The organism is Nostoc sp. ChiQUE02 (assembly GCF_034531305.2).
Classification (GTDB): Bacteria; Cyanobacteriota; Cyanobacteriia; order Cyanobacteriales; family Nostocaceae; genus Nostoc.
On record NZ_JAVRBN020000003.1, the window covers coordinates 129,738 to 148,465 of the forward strand.

Genomic DNA, 18,728 nt, shown 5'->3' on the forward strand with positions numbered 1-18,728 from the left:
TGTAGGGTGTGTTATCGCGTTAGCGTAACGCACCGTACTCCTTAGGATTACGAATTATCTTGTCCTTAAAAGACCCCCAAGGATTTAACTTTCCTGAATCTGAACCCTTTACAGAATTTGCTAGTTTACAACCATTAATTGTTGGTACAAGGTTGCATTTGGGTGTAATTTTGGCAGTTGTGGCAGCAGTGTTAATTTGGGGAGTACTGCGGCAAAAGTTTTTTGTGCGGGTAGTTGGTTTTAGTCCCAAGGCTGCGGTGTATGCTGGGATAAATAGTGATGTCTACGACAGGCTATGCCTACGCAAATTTGGCTAACTCTGTTATTTAGCGGTGGATTAGCAGGTTTAGCTGGTGTGTGCAAAGTTCTCGGCCCTAATAGTCAACTCCGCCCTAGTATTTCTCCAGGTTACGGTTATACTGCCATTATTGCTGCTTTTATTGGTCGATTAAATCCACTGGGTATTATTTTATCCAGCTTACTAAGTGGCAGTTTTGTACGTAGGCGGCGAATTAGTGCAAATTAAATTGGGGCTTCCTTTTGCTTTAGCTGGGATGTTTCAAGTTATTTTATTATTTTTTCTTTTAGCAGCAGATATATTAATTTACAACCGACTACGAGTGAGGTAATAGGGAGATAAGGGAGTAGTGGAACAGGGGAAGGATTCCTAACTCTTGACTAATCACTAATGACCGATGACCAATGACCAATGACTAATGACTAATATTTGAGGAGATTTAATGTGTTCAGTCGTAAATTATCTTTGTTACTGAAACTAATAATCATTACATCGGTTACTGGTGCTGGTAGTTTAGGTATCAGTTTACTTTTAGCTACAAACGGATTTGAGCATTTGTTGGGAATTATAAAGCCAAAAAGCGAGAGTGGTAAAGCGAGTCAGAACAAGCTGATGAGTGCATCCGCACAGAATATCAGCCCAGCAATAAACCAGATGAATGAAGTGCCAAAGGTATTTCAGGGAACAATCGTTTATCAAGCGAAACTAAAAGCAAATGAGAAAGTCATCGCCCTAACTTTTGATGATGGCCCCGGCCCCAAAAATACGGCACAGATTTTAGAAATTTTGAAGAAAAATGATGTGAAGGCAACATTCTTCATGATTGGGCAAATGGTGAAGTATTTTCCCCAGGTTGCCAAGCAAGTGGCTGCTGATGGTCACGTAATTGGTAATCACACATGGCACCATTGGTATTTTCAAATGGATGGGGCGACTGTGGCTAGTGAAATTGATCGCACAGCAGACATCATCTACAAGACGACAGGGGTGAAAACTACTCTGTTTCGCCCCCCTGGCGGCTTTCTGAATAATGGATTAGCCGAATATGCCAAAAACGAGAAGTACGCTGTCATGATGTGGTCAGAACAGTCAGGAGACGCTGAACGTCGTTCGCCTCAAGTGCCAGGGCTGGTCAAAAATGTCCTGAAACATGCAAAACCCGGTGCAATTGTATTGATGCACGATGGGGGCGGTAACCGTTCAAAATCTGTCAAGGCCTTACCAGAAATGATTGCAGGTTTGAAGGGCCAAGGCTATCGATTTGTGACGATTCCCCAACTACTGGAAATACAAGCCCAAGAAGAACATTTGGCAAAGATAGCTTCACCTACGGTTACAAAGGATGACCATCCAAACCATCAGCTTAATCATCAGTGATACGCTACGGGCTGCTACATCTCTAATTTTGGCAGCACTAGGTGAATTAGTGACCGAAAAATCGAGGGTGTGTTATTCGATTTTAAATTTTGGATTTTGGATTGAAGAAAAAATCTAAAATCTAAAATTTGCAGAGTTAGGAGTTAGTGTAAACTACCACTCCTGATTGGCGAAAATAATAAATTTAAAATTTTGAATTGTTAACAATGCAGCCTCCATCTTTTCAACCAATTACGCAACGTCCAGTATTAAAATTACCCAATAATGCCAGAGTTGCTGTGTGGGTAGTGATGAATGTAGAACATTTCACTTTTGGCAAACTAGGAACAGCAATTCAACCTCATTTAAACAGTTACCCAGAAATTGCTAATTATGGTTGGCGAGACTATGGTAATCGCGTTGGTATTTGGCGTTTGTTTGAACTGTTCGCCGAGTTAGAAATTCCGGTAACAGCAGCAGTAAACGGTGAAATTTGTAGATTTTATCCCGAAATTATGACAGCTATACAGAAATATGGCTGGGAAGTAATGGCGCATGGTATTAATAATTCCACTGGACATAGTGGTATGGATCGGGAAACAGAAATAGATATAATTGATAGAACTTTAATTTTACTACGTCAAGCTACTGGTAAAACTGCTAAAGGCTGGTTAACACCAGGATTTTCTATTACTGAATCAACTTTTGAATTATTGCATTCAGCCGGAATTGTTTACACTGCTGACTGGGCAAATGATGACCAACCTTATTGGTATCCATTACCCAATGGTCGCTTGTTAGCAATTCCTTATACTATAGAAGCAAATGATATTAGCTTATGTTTGAGTAACCGCTTTTCTGGTGTAGAATTTGCCCAAGCAATAATAGACCAATTTGACCAACTCTGGCAAGATGGAGAATCCCAAGGACGAGTAATGGCGATTGGCTTACATCCATTTATTGTTGGTCAACCACTACGGTTAAAATATTTAAAACAATGTTTGCTACATATTAAAAATAAATCTGATACTTGGCTAACTACAGGTGAAGGTATTTACAATTGGATAAATAAATCACAATAAAACCATGACTATTTCCCAAACCCAAATTCTCAAAATTCCTGTAATCGAAGCCAATACAGAAAATATCAAACCCTATGGACATCTATTAGGCGATGATGTCAGCAAACCCGGATTAGGAATTCCTTTTTATCAAGAAAGAGTACTAGAAGGCGAAAATATTGACTTTACTTATCGGGGAACAGCAACCTTCAGAACAGCCAAGATAATGCCTGGATATCCGCCAATTGTCTGGCTAGAACGCCATATACATATGACCCAAATGTTTATTGGTATGGGACAATCACCATTTATTATGGTGTTAGCATCGCCTAATCACGATAATGACGAAACCTTGCCAGACTTAAATCAAGTTAAAGCGCTACGGTTCCCCCCTGGCTACGGATTATTGCTGCATATTGGGACTTGGCATGATTTTCCCATAGCTTGCGATCGCTCCGTCATCATCCTCACGGCAAATTCTGATGAAGTCGTCACTGCCTTGAGTCAAATGCAAACACCAGACGAGATGAATCAAGGCGATGTTTATAAGATTTCCCTACCCAAAAGATTAGGCTATACAATTCAACTAGATATTTGATAAAACTCTGCGCTACTCTGCGCTTCCCTCCGCATTCCTATGCGTTTAAATAAAAGATGGATTTGCCAAACGTCGAAACTTATTTAAATCCTGATAATATTCAAACTATCACAAATTGGGGTGAAGATTGGGCTTGGTTAGCGGGTGGAACATGGCTATTTTCCGAACCACAACCACATCTGAAAGCGCTGGTAGATATACAGAATTTGGGATGGTCAGAGATTGAAGTTCAAGAAAATTATTTAATTATTGGTGCGACTTGTCCATTAATTAAATTATTAGAATATCCCTGGTTATCAGAATGGACAGCAATTGAGGGATTAAAAAGTGCGGTTGCTGCACTAGCAGCATCATTAAAAGTAATTAATGTGGCAACAGTGGGAGGCAATATTTGTCTGGCTTTGTCAGTAGGAACCTTAGCACCAGTAATGGTAGCGCTGGGTGCAAGTTACGAAATTTTGAATCCTAAAGGAGAGTCGCGTCAAGTTGCGGCGAAAGACTTTCAACTTGGTTTAAAATCCACAATTTTGCAACCAGGAGAAATATTAAGGCGGGTTTTAATTCCTTTATCTAATTTAAAATGGAAAGTTAATTATCAACGCTTTGGAATTGCTGCAAGTGACCCAGCTTTAGCAATTGTGGTAAGTGCTAGCAATCTTCAACAGATACGCTGTGTTATTGGTGCTAGTGTTGCTGCACCCCAACTGCTGGAATTGGATGATGTAAAGACGCAAGATTTCGCGTTTTTACAGAAGGTAAATTTTATTGAAGATGCCAAGGCGAGTGCAATTTATCGTCGAGAATTGACGGCAGTTTTAATCAAGCGATCGCTATCAGCTTTATTATGCCAGAACAGTTAAAATTTCAAGTTAATAATCAGTCTTATACAGAAAATTGTCACCCTGGAACTAGCCTTTTGAGTTTATTACGTCAATTAGGCTGGTTTGGTGTTCATCGTGTTTGCGATTCTGGCGATTGTGGTGCTTGCACAGTTTGGGTAAATGATACACCTATCCATAGTTGCATTTATCCGGCAATGCGAATTAAAAATCAATCGGTAACTACTATAGAAAGACTTTCCCAAAATGGTGAACTTGCGCCGATGCAGCAAGCATTTTTGGAAGCACAAGGTTTTCAATGTGGTTTCTGCACTCCTGGGATGATTATGAGTGCGGCAAAGTTGCCAGAATTATCAGAGGATGAATTGCGTTTAGCTTTGAAAGGAAATCTCTGCCGCTGCACTGGATATCAAGCGATTATCGAGAGTATTCGACTTTCTCAAAACTCACAACTCAGTACAGAAGCGATTAATTGCGTCTCTCTTCACTCTCCACTCTCCACTCCCCACTCAGTAGGAGAAAGCATTCCCAAACAAGACGGTGCAGCCATTGTCACCGGAAAAGCGTCCTATACAGGAGATATTTCACCACCTGGATTATTACATCTTAAAGTACTGCGATCGCCTCATCCCCACGCTCGTATCTGCAAGATTGACACCCAAGAAGCCAAAGCACTCCCCGGTGTGGTTGCGATTTTCACCCATGAAGATGTTCCCAGAATACCTTATACTACTGCCGGTCATGCCGAACCAGTACCCGATCCGTTAGATCATTACCTATTAGATAATAAAGTAAGATTTGTAGGCGATCGCGTTGCGGCTGTAGTTGCAGAATCAGTAACTATTGCCGAACAAGCTTGTCAATTAATTGCCGTCGATTACGAAATTTTACCACATATTATCGACCCTGTGCAAGCAATGAATGCTAGCCGTGTGGTGATTCATGATGAACCAGAATCATCACAAATTCGTGATAGAAATCGCAACATTGCTGGGCAAATATTTCTCGAATATGGTGATTTAGAACAGGGATTTGTCGAAGCAGATTTAATTGTTGAAAATACCTATAAATTACCAGCAGTACAACACGTCCACCTCGAACCACATATAACTATTAGTTGGCTAGAACCAGATGGTACTCTAGTTGTGCGTTCCAGTACTCAAGTACCATTTCATTGTCAGCGGTTACTCTCACAAATTTTCAACTTTCCTCAAGATAAAATCCGCGTTTATAAAGCACAACTTGGCGGTGGATTTGGTAATAAACAGGAAATTTTATCAGAAGACCTCTGTGTTTTAGCAACCCTCCGTACAGGTAAACCCGTGCAGTGGGAATTTACTAGAAAAGAGGAATTTACTGCCACAAATAGCCGCCATGCTATGACAATCAAAATTAAAAGTGGTGTCAAAGCAGATGGTACACTTGTTGCCCAAGATATGGAAATAATTGGTAATACAGGTGCTTATGGTAATCATGGACAGACAGTAGTATTTTTATCAGGTTATATCCCTCTAGGTTTATATCGTTGTCCAAATAAAAGATTGCGGGGTTTTGCCGTTTATACAAATACGATGCCAGCGGGTGCATTTCGCGGTTATGGTGCAACTCAAGGCACTTTTGCAATGGAAAGTCAAATAGATGAAATTGCTCAAAAGCTCAATATTGACCCTATAGAAATACGTTTAAAAAATCTTATTCGTCCGGGAGATGTAATTAATTTAGGTAAGTCTGAAGATCACTTTAACTTAATTGGTAGTTACGCCGTTCTCGAATGCTGGGAAAAAGTTACGCAGTCACTTGGTTACGTTCCTGGTACACCACCAAGCGTAGAAGGTTCTCGCTGTCGTGGTGTAGGATTTGCCGTTTCTATGCAAGGTAGTGGTTTATCTAAAATTCACATTGCCAAAGTCAAATTATCACTTTTAGCTGATGGTAAATATGAATTAAGAACTGGTTCTGTCGATGTTGGGACTGGCTCAGATACAACATTGCGACAAATAGCAGCAGAAGTTTTAGGCGTGAGTGTTGGCGATATTTATATCATTTCTGGCGATACTCAAGAAACACCTTTTGATGCTGGTTCTTATGCTTCTGCGACAGTTTATATTTCTGGACAAGCAGTCAAATTAGCGGCTGAGAAATTACGGGATAGATTAAAAAACGAAGCACTAACGTGTGGAGAAATAAGTGAAGAGATAACTTATGCAGCAGATGAATCAACTTTAACTTTCGCTGTTCAAGGTGTGGAAGTAGAAGTTGATATAGAAACAGGTAAAATTCAAGTTTTACGATGTGTGCAAGCGATTGATTTAGGTAAAGCAATTAATCCGCGAATTTGTCACGGACAAGCAACGGGGGGAATAGCGATGGGAATTGGCTATGCTTTAAGTGAAGAACTATTATTTGATGAACAAGGATGTATTTTAAATCCTACATTGCGAGAATATCGCATCCCCACAGCGGCAGATATGCCACCAATAGAAGTAATTTTAATAGAACAAGCCGACCCCCACGGCCCTTATGGCGCTAAAGGAGTTGGGGAAATTACTACCAATTGTACAGCGCCTGCTATTGTAAATGCGATTCGCGCTGCGCTTGCGATCGCTTCGCGTAACGCTCACGCCACAAGCTGTAGACTATACCAACTCCCCATGACACCCGAAAGAGTTTGGCGACAACTAAACAACTCTTCACCTTAAACTCTTTTCTTCCTCAAATGCTTGACTTCTACCAACAACTAGCAAAAGCCTTAAAAAACAGTGCTGTGGTTTTAGCCACTGTCACCAGCATCAAAGGTTCTACACCCAGAGAAGTCGGCGCGAAAATGTTCATTAGCGCTGATGGTAAAACATTTGGAACAATTGGCGGTGGTGCTGGAGAAGCAAAAGTTTATCAGCAAGCTTTGCAAGTGCTACAAACAGGTAAAAAACAATTTGTAGAAATTGATTTATCTGGCGCACCCCAACGAGAAACTCAAGGCGTTTGTGGTGGCACAATGCAGGTATTATTAGAGTTATGGTCAGGCAGTGAAAGCTTAAACTTAGTCAATCAGATTATAAGTACTTTAACATCTGGGCGTTTAGGAACAATTATCACGCCGTTTAATACAGATGAAAAACCTTATCTACTGGTAGAAACAGAAGTAATTGCATCTTTACAGACCATAGCATTAATTGAACCTTTACTAGCACCACCAACATTATTAATTATTGGCGCAGGACATATTGCTGTTCCTCTAGCGCAGGTTGCCAAAATAGCAGGTTTTCAAGTTATTGTACAAGATGAACGCTCAGACTTTGCTACAAAAGAAAGATTTCCTGAAGCCTCGTGCGTGTTAGCAAAACCTATCACGTCAATTCAAGAAATATTAGATAAAAATCCTAATTTATATATCTCTTTAGTTACTAGAGGTTATCTGCAAGATTTAGCAGTTTTACGGCTGCTATGCAAGTATCAAGTACAATATATCGGCATGGTTGGCAGCAATAAACGAGTCAGCACTGTGTACAAAATACTGCAAAATGAAGGTTACGATCCAGAATTTTTACATCAAATATATGCACCAATTGGTTTAGATATTGGTGCTTTAACGCCAGAGGAAATTGCAGTTAGTATCTGTGCTGAGTTAATTAAAGTTCGCCGTGGTGGCACTGGAACTTCTTTATCGGAAAAATTTAAGTCTGGATAAATAGTTAATTTCTACCAAATTACAGTTACAAATCATTCTTCTCTGCTCTTCTGCTCCTCTATCCCCCTGCTTTCCTACCCCTTTGGTTGTGTTCCTCATCTAGACTTCATCTTTCTTTATAACCAAGGAAAGAGGTACAGAAAGCTACTCGTGTGGAAACCTAGATATTAGTGGTGAAAGTAATTTCTCACTTTTCCTAAGCTACCGAAGATTCCATGCAAAGCAATTTAGTCATATTTCCTAACGCTGGGGCTGCGAAAAAGAGCACGCAAACAGAAGAAAGAACAATTACCAAGTACGATCGTGCTGAGAAGCAATTTGTAGAACTGCTAGCAATGGAGGATTTGGACAATAAACTGGATGTAAAACCTGCAATAGCCACTGAGTTTCAACAGGCGCTCTCTATGGCAATTCGTGCCGCTTATCAAAACGATCGCTCTGATGAACAGGCTCACCGTTTTCTCCAACGCATACTTTATCGAATTAATCGGCTAAAGCTGTTTTGGTACGACGATTTGCGGCACTATACCAATGAGCGATCGCTTTACTTGTGCTCATGTCGTGACCAAATTGAAGCTGCTTGGCAAAAGTGGGAACTGGCACAAATCGATGTGGCCGCACTGCAACAATTAGATGTAGAACAAGCTTTAATTGAGCGTGCATCTGCCGACTTAAATCCGCCTTTATCGGAGAGTAGTCGGTATATTCGTGAAGAAATGACTGAAGCTGGCTATCGTCACTTACTGGCCATTGGCTCCTTTGATGGCTTGGTTGAAGCTAGTCATCTTTCCCGCATTTTGGGTGGTGTTGCTAATGAAGTGCAGTGTACGCTGATGCGGGTATTAATAGAAGAATACGGCAATGGTCGTTTATCTCGCAAGCATTCTACATTTTTTGCCCAAATGCTTGCTGAATTTGGAATGAATACTCAACCAGAGGCGTATTTCGATTTAGTACCTTGGGAAGTATTGGCTTCTACCAATCATAACTTTCTGGTGACTGAGCGCAAACGCTATTTTCTGCGTTACAGCGGTGGATTGACCTATTTTGAAGTGGCTGGCCCTGCGGTTTACAAAAATTATATGGTGGCGGCGCAACGGCTGGGACTTTCAGAAGTAGCGGTAGGTTATTGGGAACTGCACATCAGGGAAGATGAACGCCACGGCCGTTGGATGGTAGATGATGTGGCTTTGCCATTAGCAGAACGATATCCCAATGATGCATGGGAACTGGTGCTTGGATACGACCAGCAGAAACTCATGAGCGATCGCGCTGGTGCTGCTGTTGTGCGATCGATACGCGAAGCAAAACAATCCGCCTCAGTCGTCTAAGAAATCTAAAAAATTAGAAATGACAGATTTTTTCTGACGTTTCTAAATCATTCTATTGCTAATTCACCTACAACCCAATTTCTTTAGTAAGGACTTTTTTACTAAAGGAATGGTTATTTATTGTCTTGATATTAAGGTAGTAAATAACCTCTTATCACATTGATTATACCTTACACCTTAAATTGCAGTCAAATGAAAGATATCTTTTTTTGTCCTGAAGAATCTAATTTCTACTCAAACTGCTTAGAAAGCTTTGTGATCAGAAATTGTAAAAATTCTGAATCTATTGTGGAGTTTGGCTCAGGAGATGGTAGCCCTGTAATTAATTCTTTATTGAAAAACAAGTTTGATGGCGTAATTCAGGGATTTGAATTAAATACTTCTGCATGGAAAGTCGCCAATTCAACCATCGATGAATATAATCTCACTAATAAATACATAATCCATAATTCATGTTTGTTTAATTCTTCTCAACCTGATGCCGAATATCTTGTAGCCAATCCACCCTATCTCCCCGCACCAGATAATGATATTTATATGCCACTCTTATTTGGGGGCGTAGATGGAGCCACTGTTACCAACGATCTTTTGTCGTTAGGTTATGAAAATGTATTGGTTTTAATATCTAGTTTTTCTAATCCAATAAATACGTTGAACATAGCCAAAGAAAATGGTTATTGTGTTCAAAATTTCATGATGTTACCTTTGCAGTTCGGCTACTATAGCTCTGATCCCAAGGTAAAAAATCACATAGAAGAACTCCGAAAAAACAAGATGGCATTTTATTCTGGCGATTATTATTTTTTAGCTGGCGTTTTATTTAACAAATGTCAGGAGTCTGTAATTGATTTATCTAATCAATTAGCTCAGGTCATGACTAGTTTGTAAAAATGTAAAGGCTCTGATTCCCGACTTATTGAATAAGTTGGGAATTTTGTTGTTCATGACTGCAACTCTGATTTTATCCTGCCAACATTCATGAGGAAAAAAGTTTAAACCGCAGGTTCTCGGTGACAGCAAAAGCCGTATCTGGGTAATCGCTAAATACGCCATCAACACCTAATCTGAAAAATAGTTCATATTCACCTTGGGGATTTCCTTGAAAATCTAGTGGCAAAAAACAGTCTTCATTGCGGAAAGTCCAGACATGAACCAGCAAACCAGCCGTATGAGCATCGATGACTAAAGATGTAGGCGATGTCTGGCGACAAGCCGCTCCGCGTCTACGCAATTTACCATTGCTGTCTCTAGGAACCAGTAAATTTTTATGAACGCCAACCGCTTGTGCATATTTAGCAATTTCTTCTAAACCTGACGCCGTGACTAAATCTGTATATGTGCGATCGCAACCACTAACTACAAAGTCATAAGGTTTACCGCTGTTATTCAGCAATTGCACCAGAGGTAAATCAGTCTTTGTAGATAAATCTTGTAAATTACTCACTTCAAAAGACTGAATGAAAACAGGTGCATTAGCTCCCTCATAACCGTTGGCTGTCAAAGTTGCAAGTAGGGGTGCTTCTAGGGCTAACCCAATAGATTTAAAGTAAGTTGGGTGCTTAATTTCTGGGTAAATGCCGATCGCCCGATTAATTTTGGTACTTTTACCCTTAACTAAATCGATTATTTCTTGCAGCGTGGGAATTCCTAAGAGTCCATCATAGGCGGTATTTTGCGATCGCAGTTGCCCAATTCGCTCTTTGGCTCGGAGTGTTTTCAGTTCTGCCAGGGTAAAATCTTCAGTAAACCAGCCAGTTTTCGATTCGCCATCAATTATTTTAGTGGTTTGACGGTGAGCAAATTCGGCATGGCTAGCAACGTCGGTGGTTTCAGAAATCTCATTTTCGTGACGAGCAATTAAAACACCATCTTTGGTAGAAACTAAATCAGGTTCAATATAATCAGCGCCTAGTGCGATCGCTAATTCATAAGCAGCTAAAGTATGTTCTGGACGATAGCCGCTAGCACCTCGATGGGCAATGATAATTGGCGATGCATCTTGCAAAATTCTAGTCATTACTTTCCCCGCCTCAAAGAACTGGCATAAAAGAGAAAGATACTAGCACATAACGGCAAACATCAAGCTACCATCTGAAGTAGGCAAAAAGCTTACTGCATAGGTGTTTTTTCTTTTGACTTTTGACTTGTTGTACTAATAACCACTGACATCAACCAATCGATATCCTTCACCAACCAGTTTGTCAAAAGTTGCTTGATACTGGGCTGAGGTCAATCCATGTCGCGCTTGCCAAGCTGGACTGTCAGACTTCTCCCAAATCGCGGCATATCGATTTTGTCCGTTGACATTATAACCACTGACATCAACCAATCGATATCCTTCACCAACTAGTTTGTCAAAAGTCGCTTGATACTGGGCTGAGGTCAATCCATGTCGTGCTTGCCAAGCTGGGCCACCAGACTTCACCCAAATCGCGGCGTATCGGTCTTGTCCATTCACATCATAACCACTGACATCAACCAGTCGATATCCTTCACCAACTAATTGGTCAAAAGTCGCTTGATATTGGGCTGAGGTCAATCCATGTCGCGCCTGCCAAGCTGGGCCGTCTGACTTCTCCCAAATAGCAGCGTATCGGTCTTGTCCGTTCACACTGTAACCGCTAACGTGAACCAATCGATATCCCTGACCAACCAGTTTGTCAAAAGTCGCTTGATACTGGGCTGAGGTCAATCCATGTCGTGCTTGCCAAGCTGGGCCGCCAGACTTCACCCAAATAGCAGCGTATCGGCCTTGTCCGTTCACATCATAACCACTGACATCAACTAACCGATATCCTTCACCAACCAGTTTGTCAAAAGTCGCTTGGTACTGGGCTGAGGTTAATCCATGTCGTGCTTGCCAAGCTGAACCGCCAGATTTCACCCAAATAGCGGCGTATCGGTTTTGTCCGTTAGCTATTGCTTGTATTGTGCCCTGAGGAATTCTCTGTAATTGGATGACATTTTGAGCAAGTACCTTTGTGTTTGGCTCGATATTGTTGACACTACTAGCAAAGTTGTTGGGAGCGGCAAAAGCGGAACTGATTAAAGTTGAAAGTAACACTGCGCTAGAGGCAGTAAATGTTAAAGAGTGCATGAACATATTAGTAAAATAAATCTGTAAGAATGTATTGGGTTTTTGGGCTGCACTAACTAAATAGGTTGGCATTTGTTTTTTTATGCAATACCAGGTAGCAGTGCTGACAATTGTGGATACCCTTGATTTACAGATGATTCCGGAATTCAGAATACTGATATTTTATTTGTATATTTTAAGTATAATTATGTGTTTAGACTTTGGTCTATAATACTTAGCATGTTTAAAATATTTATATAATAAAAAATTATGTTGATGTGTTGAACAGGGAATGATTTATTGTCAGGAAGCGCTGTACGTAAAATGTTAGGTCTAGCGATGGATGCGACGATTGGTATTAAATTAATTAACCTAGAAAAGTCGTAGTGTTTGCCCAAAGTTCCTCTGTTAATGGCAAACTGATTAGTCAAACCCTATTTTTATGTGAAGTACCTTGACCCGACGACGGTCAGTCGCGGCTATCCAAACAAAGCCTGCTAAAGCAGGTTTGATCATCTTTAAATTGTATTTGCTAGATATTTTGTAATCATTCTAATGACACAGATTAAGCCTGAAGTAAAGCGCACAGAAGAATTGCGTCAGTTATTGCAACAAGCCAGCTATGCTTATTACGTCCTAGATACTCCAATCATGGAGGATGCAGTCTATGACCAGTTATATCGAGAATTGCAACAACTGGAAATTCAATATCCAGAGTTGACGACACCCGATAGTCCGACTCAGCGCGTGGGTGAGAGACCAGCAACGCAGTTTACCTCAGTGCGGCATAATATCCCCTTGTACAGTCTGGAGAATGCGTTTAATCTCGATGAGTTGAAAGGGTGGGATCAGCGTTGGCGGCGACAAGCACCAAAAATAGATTCAGTGGAATATGTTAGTGAACTGAAAATTGATGGTTCTGCTTTAGCTCTTACCTACCAGAATGGTGTTCTAGTAAGGGGTGCAACTAGGGGTGATGGGGTAACAGGTGAAGATATCACCCAAAATGTGCGGACAATTCGCTCAATTCCCTTGCGTTTGAATTTTGAAGGGTTAGAAATTCTGGAAAGGGTGGAAGTGCGAGGCGAGGCATTTTTACCCTTGGAAGTGTTTAAACAAATTAACGTGGAAAGGCAAAAAGCAGGTGAGCAATTATTTGCCAATCCCCGCAATGCCGCAGCTGGTACACTCAGACAACTAGACTCCCGCATTGTCGCTAAACGGCGCTTAGATTTCTTTGGCTACACCTTGCACATTCCTGGTAGAGATGACACCAGTATTGCCAATACCCAATGGGAAGCGTTGGAATTGTTAGAAAAGATGGGCTTTCGCGTGAACCCCAACCACAAACTGTGTGCCTCGATCGCAGAAGTGGCAAAATATTATGAATACTGGGATACGGAACGCCTGAATTTACCCTACATGACTGATGGGGTAGTAGTGAAACTGAATTCTTTTAAACTTCAGGAACAGCTAGGGTTTACCCAAAAATTTCCCCGCTGGGCGATCGCTTTGAAGTACCCAGCCGAAGAAGCACCCACCCGTGTGGAAAATATTGCTGTAAATGTGGGACGAACGGGGGCGTTAACACCGTTAGCCGAGATGCGCCCTGTGCAACTAGCGGGGACAACAGTTTCCCGCGCGACTTTACATAATAGCGATCGCATTACTCAATTAGATATCCGCATTGGCGATACTGTCATTGTCCGCAAAGCTGGGGAAATCATCCCAGAAGTGCTGAGGGTACTAAAAGAACTCCGTCCCGCTGACACCAAACCCTTCGTTATGCCTAGCCATTGCCCAGTCTGTGGTCAATCGGTGGTGCGGGAATCAGGTGAGGCGGTGACTCGGTGCGTCAATGCTTCCTGTGCAGCGATTCTCAAAGGTTCCATTGAACATTGGGTAAGTCGTGATGCCTTGGATATTAAAGGTATGGGGGAAAAGTTAGTATATCAACTCGTCGATAAAGGTTTGGTACATTCCGTTGCTGATTTATATGAGTTGACAGCAGAGAAGTTATCTGCATTGGAAAGGATGGGGAAAAAGTCGGCAGAGAAATTAGTGGATGCGATCGCTCAATCAAAAAATCAACCTTGGTCAAGGGTATTGTATGGTTTAGGCATCCGTCATGTTGGCAGTGTAAATGCCCAATTGTTGACTCAGAAGTATTTCACTGTAGACCAGTTAGCTACAGCAAAGCAATCAGATATTGAAGGCATTTATGGTATTGGTGCTGAAATTGCCCAATCTGTGTACCAGTGGTTTCGGATTGACGCCAACCAAAGATTGATAGAACGCTTGCAAGCAGAAGGATTACAATTAGCTGCCACAGAGGAAACCAAAACATTTACTGATGGTAATCAAAAGTTCGCAGGTAAAACTTTTGTCATTACAGGTACATTGCCAACCTTAAAGCGAGATGAAGCAAAGGCTTTGATTCAAAAAGCTGGAGGAAAAGTGACTGATTCAGTGAGTAAAAAAACAGATTATTTAGTATTAGGAGAAGATGCAGGTTCTAAATTAGAAAAGGCGATATCGTTAGGAATTATACAGTTAAGCGAAGCGCAATTGTTAGAGATGGTTGAAGATTGAAACAAGGTAAACGCCTGGAAAGCTTATATTTAGTGAACAAATCCAGGCGATTAACCCAGACTTAGGTGATTTCTGATTAAAAAATACTTCTGTTGACGAGTTTCGACTTCGCTCAACTCTCGACTGCTCAGTTGGTTGAGCGAACTTGTACTGAGCGACTTGTGCCGACGAGCGAAGCCGAGGTAAGTCGAAGTAGTCGAAACCAACGGCTATGGTAAATTTATTACTAGAATTCACCTTATCAATCAGCCCAAAAGTACGATCGCTACAACCCGTATTATTTCGTTGGCTGATAAAACCTGCCTATGCTTGCACCGCTATTACAACTAAATCTTTGAGACTCTGGTATCACAACATATTAACCACTACTTAACACTTAACTAAATATAACTTCATAATATCTTTTGCGGAATTTTGATATGTTCATGTGTATTAAACTTTATTGGCTTATATCTTGCTCCTCTAATATTAACTGTTATTGAGGGAAGTAAAACATCTTATAGAGTAATTACTTTCCCTTTTACTGTCGTTGATATGAAAGCTGGGTGCAAGATATAAGCCAATATGAACAATTAACTCTTTGTATATTTAAAAAAATTGTCATGAACAAAAGACAACAGGTTTTTAACGGTATTGTCTTGTGGTTGGGACTGGCATTCCTGGGTTTAATGCTACAAAACTTCTACAGTGTATTGCAATATATTTTCTTTCTCCGAGTCCCGATAATTGTTGGCTTATTGCTGTTGTTCTTGCCAACAATTTCAGTTAATACTGGTTTATCAGCGATGCTGAAAAACTTGTTTGTACTTCGCGCTAATAACCAGTTGGTTTTAGTTATTGGAGGTACAGTTTTAGCAGGACTGTCTACAATACAAGTTTTCGATATCATCTTGTATAATTCCCATCTTCGTTTTGATGTACCTCAGCAGCAAGGAATTCCAGAATTGCTCCAATATTTAATCGCTATTATCTTAAGTCTTCCAATTGCCATTAAGGCAACTCAGCTTTCCAAGAAAGAAATAGAAGAAGCAGATCATAGCTGGGAAGGTTGGGGAATTATATTTGGCGTCGTTGCTGGAGCTTTGGTGCTAATAACAGCTTACTTTGCTAGAAAGTTTTTTGAATCAAATCAAGTTTTAGAAAAGGTATTATTGAAAATAATTGCTTTTTTCCCAGAAAGGATACAAAGAGGTTACATAGATGGAAATAGTAATCTATCTTATGGAATTGCTGGAATAGCAGTATTTTCCATCTTTCTATTAATTGTTTATGGTTTAGGTTATTTTATCTTTAAACCTCGTTCAATTAGTAATAGATTTGAAGTTCCTGCGCTTTTTTATATTATTCTCATTTTGTCAATCATGGTAGTGTGGGTAGGGGGAATTTCTTTCTTTAATGACGTATCTCGTATTCCCACATTGCTATTGTTTTTAGTAATCTCATCTGCTTCTTATACTATTTTTAAAATAGACCATTTTTACAAAATATACTCAAAAAATAACTGGTTAAAACCGACAGAAGAAAAGTGGATTAATGTTATCTCTCAACGTCTGAGAAATCAGCAAAGTGAAGATAAAACTTTAGTAGTAGTTTGTGCAAGTGGTGGAGGTATTCAAGCATCTGGATGGACAACTAAAGTTTTGACTGGTTTACAACAAGAACTTGGATCTAAATTTACCCAAGCCATTGGTTGGATAAGCTCAGTTTCTGGTGGTTCTGTCGGAACAATGTTTTATTTGGATAGATTTGGAGATCAGGGTTATCCAGAAGAAAATCAATTAAAACAGATTTTTAAAAGTGCTACAGAAGATAGTTTGGATGCTACAGGTTGGGGATTAGCTTATCCAGATTTACTGCGTTTTATTGGTTTACCTTTTGTCATACCAAAAGAGCAAGAGGATGATACCGCAACTGAGCAAGACCGTGGTACTGCTATCGAAATAGATTGGAAAGGGGAAATGAAAAATCCCAGTGCAAGTTTAGGTAGCTGGAGTGAGAAAATTGACCAAGGAATTATTCCTATTCCTATTTTTAATGCAACTTTAGTTGAAGATGGACGGCGTTTTTTAGTTAGTCCAATGACTTTTAGTAAGCATGAGAATTGCAAGTCTATAGATTTTAATACCCTTTACCCAGAATATGATATTGATGTGACAACAGCCGCAAGATTATCTGCTACTTTTCCTTATGTATCTCCTGTGTGTCGTCCTAGTCAAGAAAGTAGATGGAATTATCATATAGGTGATGGTGGTTACTTCGATAATTTTGGTATTGGTACTAGCATAGAATTACTCGATCAACTATTAGAATCTGCTCAATCTCACCAAATCAAAAAAGTTATTTTATTACAAATCAATGCTTTTCCTGATGATGAGAATCCCGAAAAAGAAAAAGGCGCTCCCGGATGGCAAATGGAAGTCATTGGTTCATTGCTCGCTTTATTAAATGTTCGTAGTTCGACGCAGAACGAAGGCAATACATTAAATATCGAACTTTTGACAGACAAATATAAATGTGGCTACAAGCATGATGAGCAGGAAAAAATGCTGCAATTTTTGAAAGATAAATCTTGTCAGAAAGGAGTAGAAATTATGCATATTCCCGTTAAATTTCCTCGTGGTAAAATTAATCCTCCACTTTCTTGGCAGCTAACTCAAGAACAAAAAGAAGCCATTCAAAATGCATGGAAAGAGTGGAAAACGAGCAACTATGAAATTATTTCTGAACTCAAAAAGATATTCCCAGAATGATGAGTATCCATTCAGAAAATGTTGTAGGATTTCTGTAGCAATCCTATATCAATTGTGAGAATTATAACCCGCAGAACCCCGACTTTTCAAATAAGTCGGGGTTCTTGTTTCTCACGAATGATTCAGGATTGTTATAGCAAACTAGTTGGTTTTGCAAAATCGGATGATTTTCGTAAGGGCAATTAATGAATTGCCTCTACTCGAATGGAGGCAAGTTATTCGGGTCAATACCCTGAGATTGCAAATAAGCAATCAGTCGTTCTTTTTGCTGGCGTTCTTGTTCAGCGCGTTGGCGTTCTTGTTCAGCACGCTGGCGTTCTTGTTCAATCTGTTCCACAGCCCACGGTAACAAATTACCAGCTTTATCCCACCAGCGCAACCAATAACCAGTGCGAGCTTCTTTTGTGCCTTGCCAAGTTCCCAAAAATAAGCCCATTACATCAATCCAATGACGACCATTTTCGTCAGGTTGCTTTAACTCATAGCGTTTATTTTCCAGTTGATAATATTCTAATAAACCACCATCTGGTTCAAAAATGATGTAGATGGGAATCTGCAAAATTTGCTCGTAGAAAAACCATTTTCCTGGTGGATAAGTTCGCTTGACTGAATATTCTCCACCCTCAGTGTCGGATAAAAATTCGATAACGATCGCAGGGATATCTCCTTCTAAATTGGGTGTATAACTTTTGCGATTACCCACCACTTCATTAACTGATGGCACATAAACCCAATCAGGTGCTTTGGCAATAAATTGACCGTTGACTGTCGCACAAAGACCAAAGTTTGAAGCTATCAACATCTGGGGTTGGATGAATCCACTGATTTCTAGGCTTTCACGCAAAGTACCAGCCAAAAGTGGCTGACCGGTATTCTCCACTGGTTCATCCTCTAGTTGAAAATCTTTGGGCAAGGCTTCCCAAGAGATTACCAGTTCTGTTGGTGATTTGGCTTGGCTGAGTTGGGTTGCCATAAACACACCATGAATTTATTTTTGATCTTATCGCTTGCGATACTAGGATCAAAAAAAAGGGACAGAAAACCCAATACGGTTGGGTTAAGGGTTATTGGTGTAGATGATTGGTCTTTAAAGACGCGATAAATCGCGTCTCTACATCAGGGTTTTGTTGCTCATTCTG

General features: G+C 40.3%; 16 protein-coding genes. 13 read left to right on the forward strand and 3 right to left on the reverse strand.

All coding sequences use genetic code 11. From position 1 onward, the window contains the following. Nucleotides 1–59 precede the first annotated feature (59 nt). From RM347_RS04285 to RM347_RS04330, 10 genes are all read left to right on the forward strand, one after another. Entirely contained in the window at nt 60–317 is a 258-nt protein-coding gene (locus RM347_RS04285; protein WP_322721458.1) for a hypothetical protein, read from the forward strand. Continuing rightward, nucleotides 296–526 (forward strand): ABC transporter permease subunit, encoded by a 231-nt coding sequence (locus tag RM347_RS04290; RefSeq protein WP_322721459.1) that lies wholly within the window; start codon nt 296–298, stop codon nt 524–526. The genes RM347_RS04285 and RM347_RS04290 overlap by 22 nt, the downstream gene beginning before the upstream one ends. A 216-nt stretch (nt 527–742) precedes the next feature. Next, on the forward strand, nt 743–1,675 hold the full coding sequence (locus RM347_RS04295) for a polysaccharide deacetylase family protein (protein WP_322721460.1): 933 nt from the start codon (nt 743–745) through the stop codon (nt 1,673–1,675). 206 nt (nt 1,676–1,881) lie between these two features. Beyond that, nucleotides 1,882–2,736 (forward strand): polysaccharide deacetylase family protein, encoded by an 855-nt coding sequence (locus RM347_RS04300; protein WP_322721461.1) that lies wholly within the window; start codon nt 1,882–1,884, stop codon nt 2,734–2,736. Nucleotides 2,737–2,740: 4 nt separating this feature from the next. Further along, a complete protein-coding gene (locus RM347_RS04305; protein WP_322721462.1) occupies nt 2,741–3,313 on the forward strand; it encodes an ureidoglycolate lyase in 573 nt (190 codons plus the stop codon). A 56-nt stretch (nt 3,314–3,369) separates the two neighbouring features. Further along, a complete protein-coding gene (locus RM347_RS04310; protein WP_322721463.1) occupies nt 3,370–4,173 on the forward strand; it encodes an FAD binding domain-containing protein in 804 nt (267 codons plus the stop codon). Then, a complete protein-coding gene (locus RM347_RS04315; protein ID WP_322721464.1) occupies nt 4,158–6,851 on the forward strand; it encodes a molybdopterin-dependent oxidoreductase in 2,694 nt (897 codons plus the stop codon). The genes RM347_RS04310 and RM347_RS04315 overlap by 16 nt, the downstream gene beginning before the upstream one ends. 17 nt (nt 6,852–6,868) lie before the next feature. After that, entirely contained in the window at nt 6,869–7,840 is a 972-nt protein-coding gene (locus RM347_RS04320) for an XdhC family protein (protein ID WP_428850508.1), read from the forward strand. A 215-nt stretch (nt 7,841–8,055) separates the two neighbouring features. Next, nucleotides 8,056–9,171 carry an iron-containing redox enzyme family protein gene (locus tag RM347_RS04325; RefSeq protein ID WP_322721466.1) on the forward strand — a complete coding sequence of 372 codons (1,116 nt, stop codon included), beginning with the start codon at nt 8,056–8,058 and terminating at the stop codon, nt 9,169–9,171. Nucleotides 9,172–9,363: 192 nt separating this feature from the next. Then, nucleotides 9,364–10,059, forward strand: coding sequence for an SAM-dependent methyltransferase (locus tag RM347_RS04330; protein ID WP_322721467.1), 696 nt, complete (start codon nt 9,364–9,366; stop codon nt 10,057–10,059). Between the two features lie 88 nt (nt 10,060–10,147). Here RM347_RS04330 and RM347_RS04335 read toward each other — a convergent pair whose 3' ends face one another. Further along, nucleotides 10,148–11,188: a glycerophosphodiester phosphodiesterase gene (locus RM347_RS04335; RefSeq protein ID WP_322721468.1), complete on the reverse strand. Its 1,041-nt coding sequence runs from the start codon at nt 11,186–11,188 to the stop codon at nt 10,148–10,150. Nucleotides 11,189–11,323: 135 nt separating this feature from the next. Further along, nucleotides 11,324–12,340 (reverse strand): hypothetical protein, encoded by a 1,017-nt coding sequence (locus RM347_RS04340; protein WP_322721469.1) that lies wholly within the window; start codon nt 12,338–12,340, stop codon nt 11,324–11,326. A gap of 462 nt (nt 12,341–12,802) precedes the next feature. Between RM347_RS04340 and ligA the strand changes: the two genes are divergently transcribed. The 3 genes from ligA to RM347_RS04355 all read left to right on the forward strand — a co-directional run bounded on the left by ligA (nt 12,803) and on the right by RM347_RS04355 (nt 17,589). Beyond that, nucleotides 12,803–14,839: an NAD-dependent DNA ligase LigA gene (gene ligA / locus RM347_RS04345; protein ID WP_322721470.1), complete on the forward strand. Its 2,037-nt coding sequence runs from the start codon at nt 12,803–12,805 to the stop codon at nt 14,837–14,839. A gap of 92 nt (nt 14,840–14,931) precedes the next feature. Beyond that, nucleotides 14,932–15,057, forward strand: coding sequence for a hypothetical protein (locus RM347_RS04350; protein WP_322721471.1), 126 nt, complete (start codon nt 14,932–14,934; stop codon nt 15,055–15,057). Between the two features lie 384 nt (nt 15,058–15,441). Beyond that, nucleotides 15,442–17,589 (forward strand): hypothetical protein, encoded by a 2,148-nt coding sequence (locus RM347_RS04355; protein ID WP_322721472.1) that lies wholly within the window; start codon nt 15,442–15,444, stop codon nt 17,587–17,589. Nucleotides 17,590–17,785: 196 nt separating this feature from the next. On the opposite strand, the gene RM347_RS04360 is transcribed toward RM347_RS04355, so the two are convergent. Next, nucleotides 17,786–18,562: a Uma2 family endonuclease gene (locus RM347_RS04360; protein ID WP_322721473.1), complete on the reverse strand. Its 777-nt coding sequence runs from the start codon at nt 18,560–18,562 to the stop codon at nt 17,786–17,788. Nucleotides 18,563–18,728 lie beyond the last annotated feature (166 nt).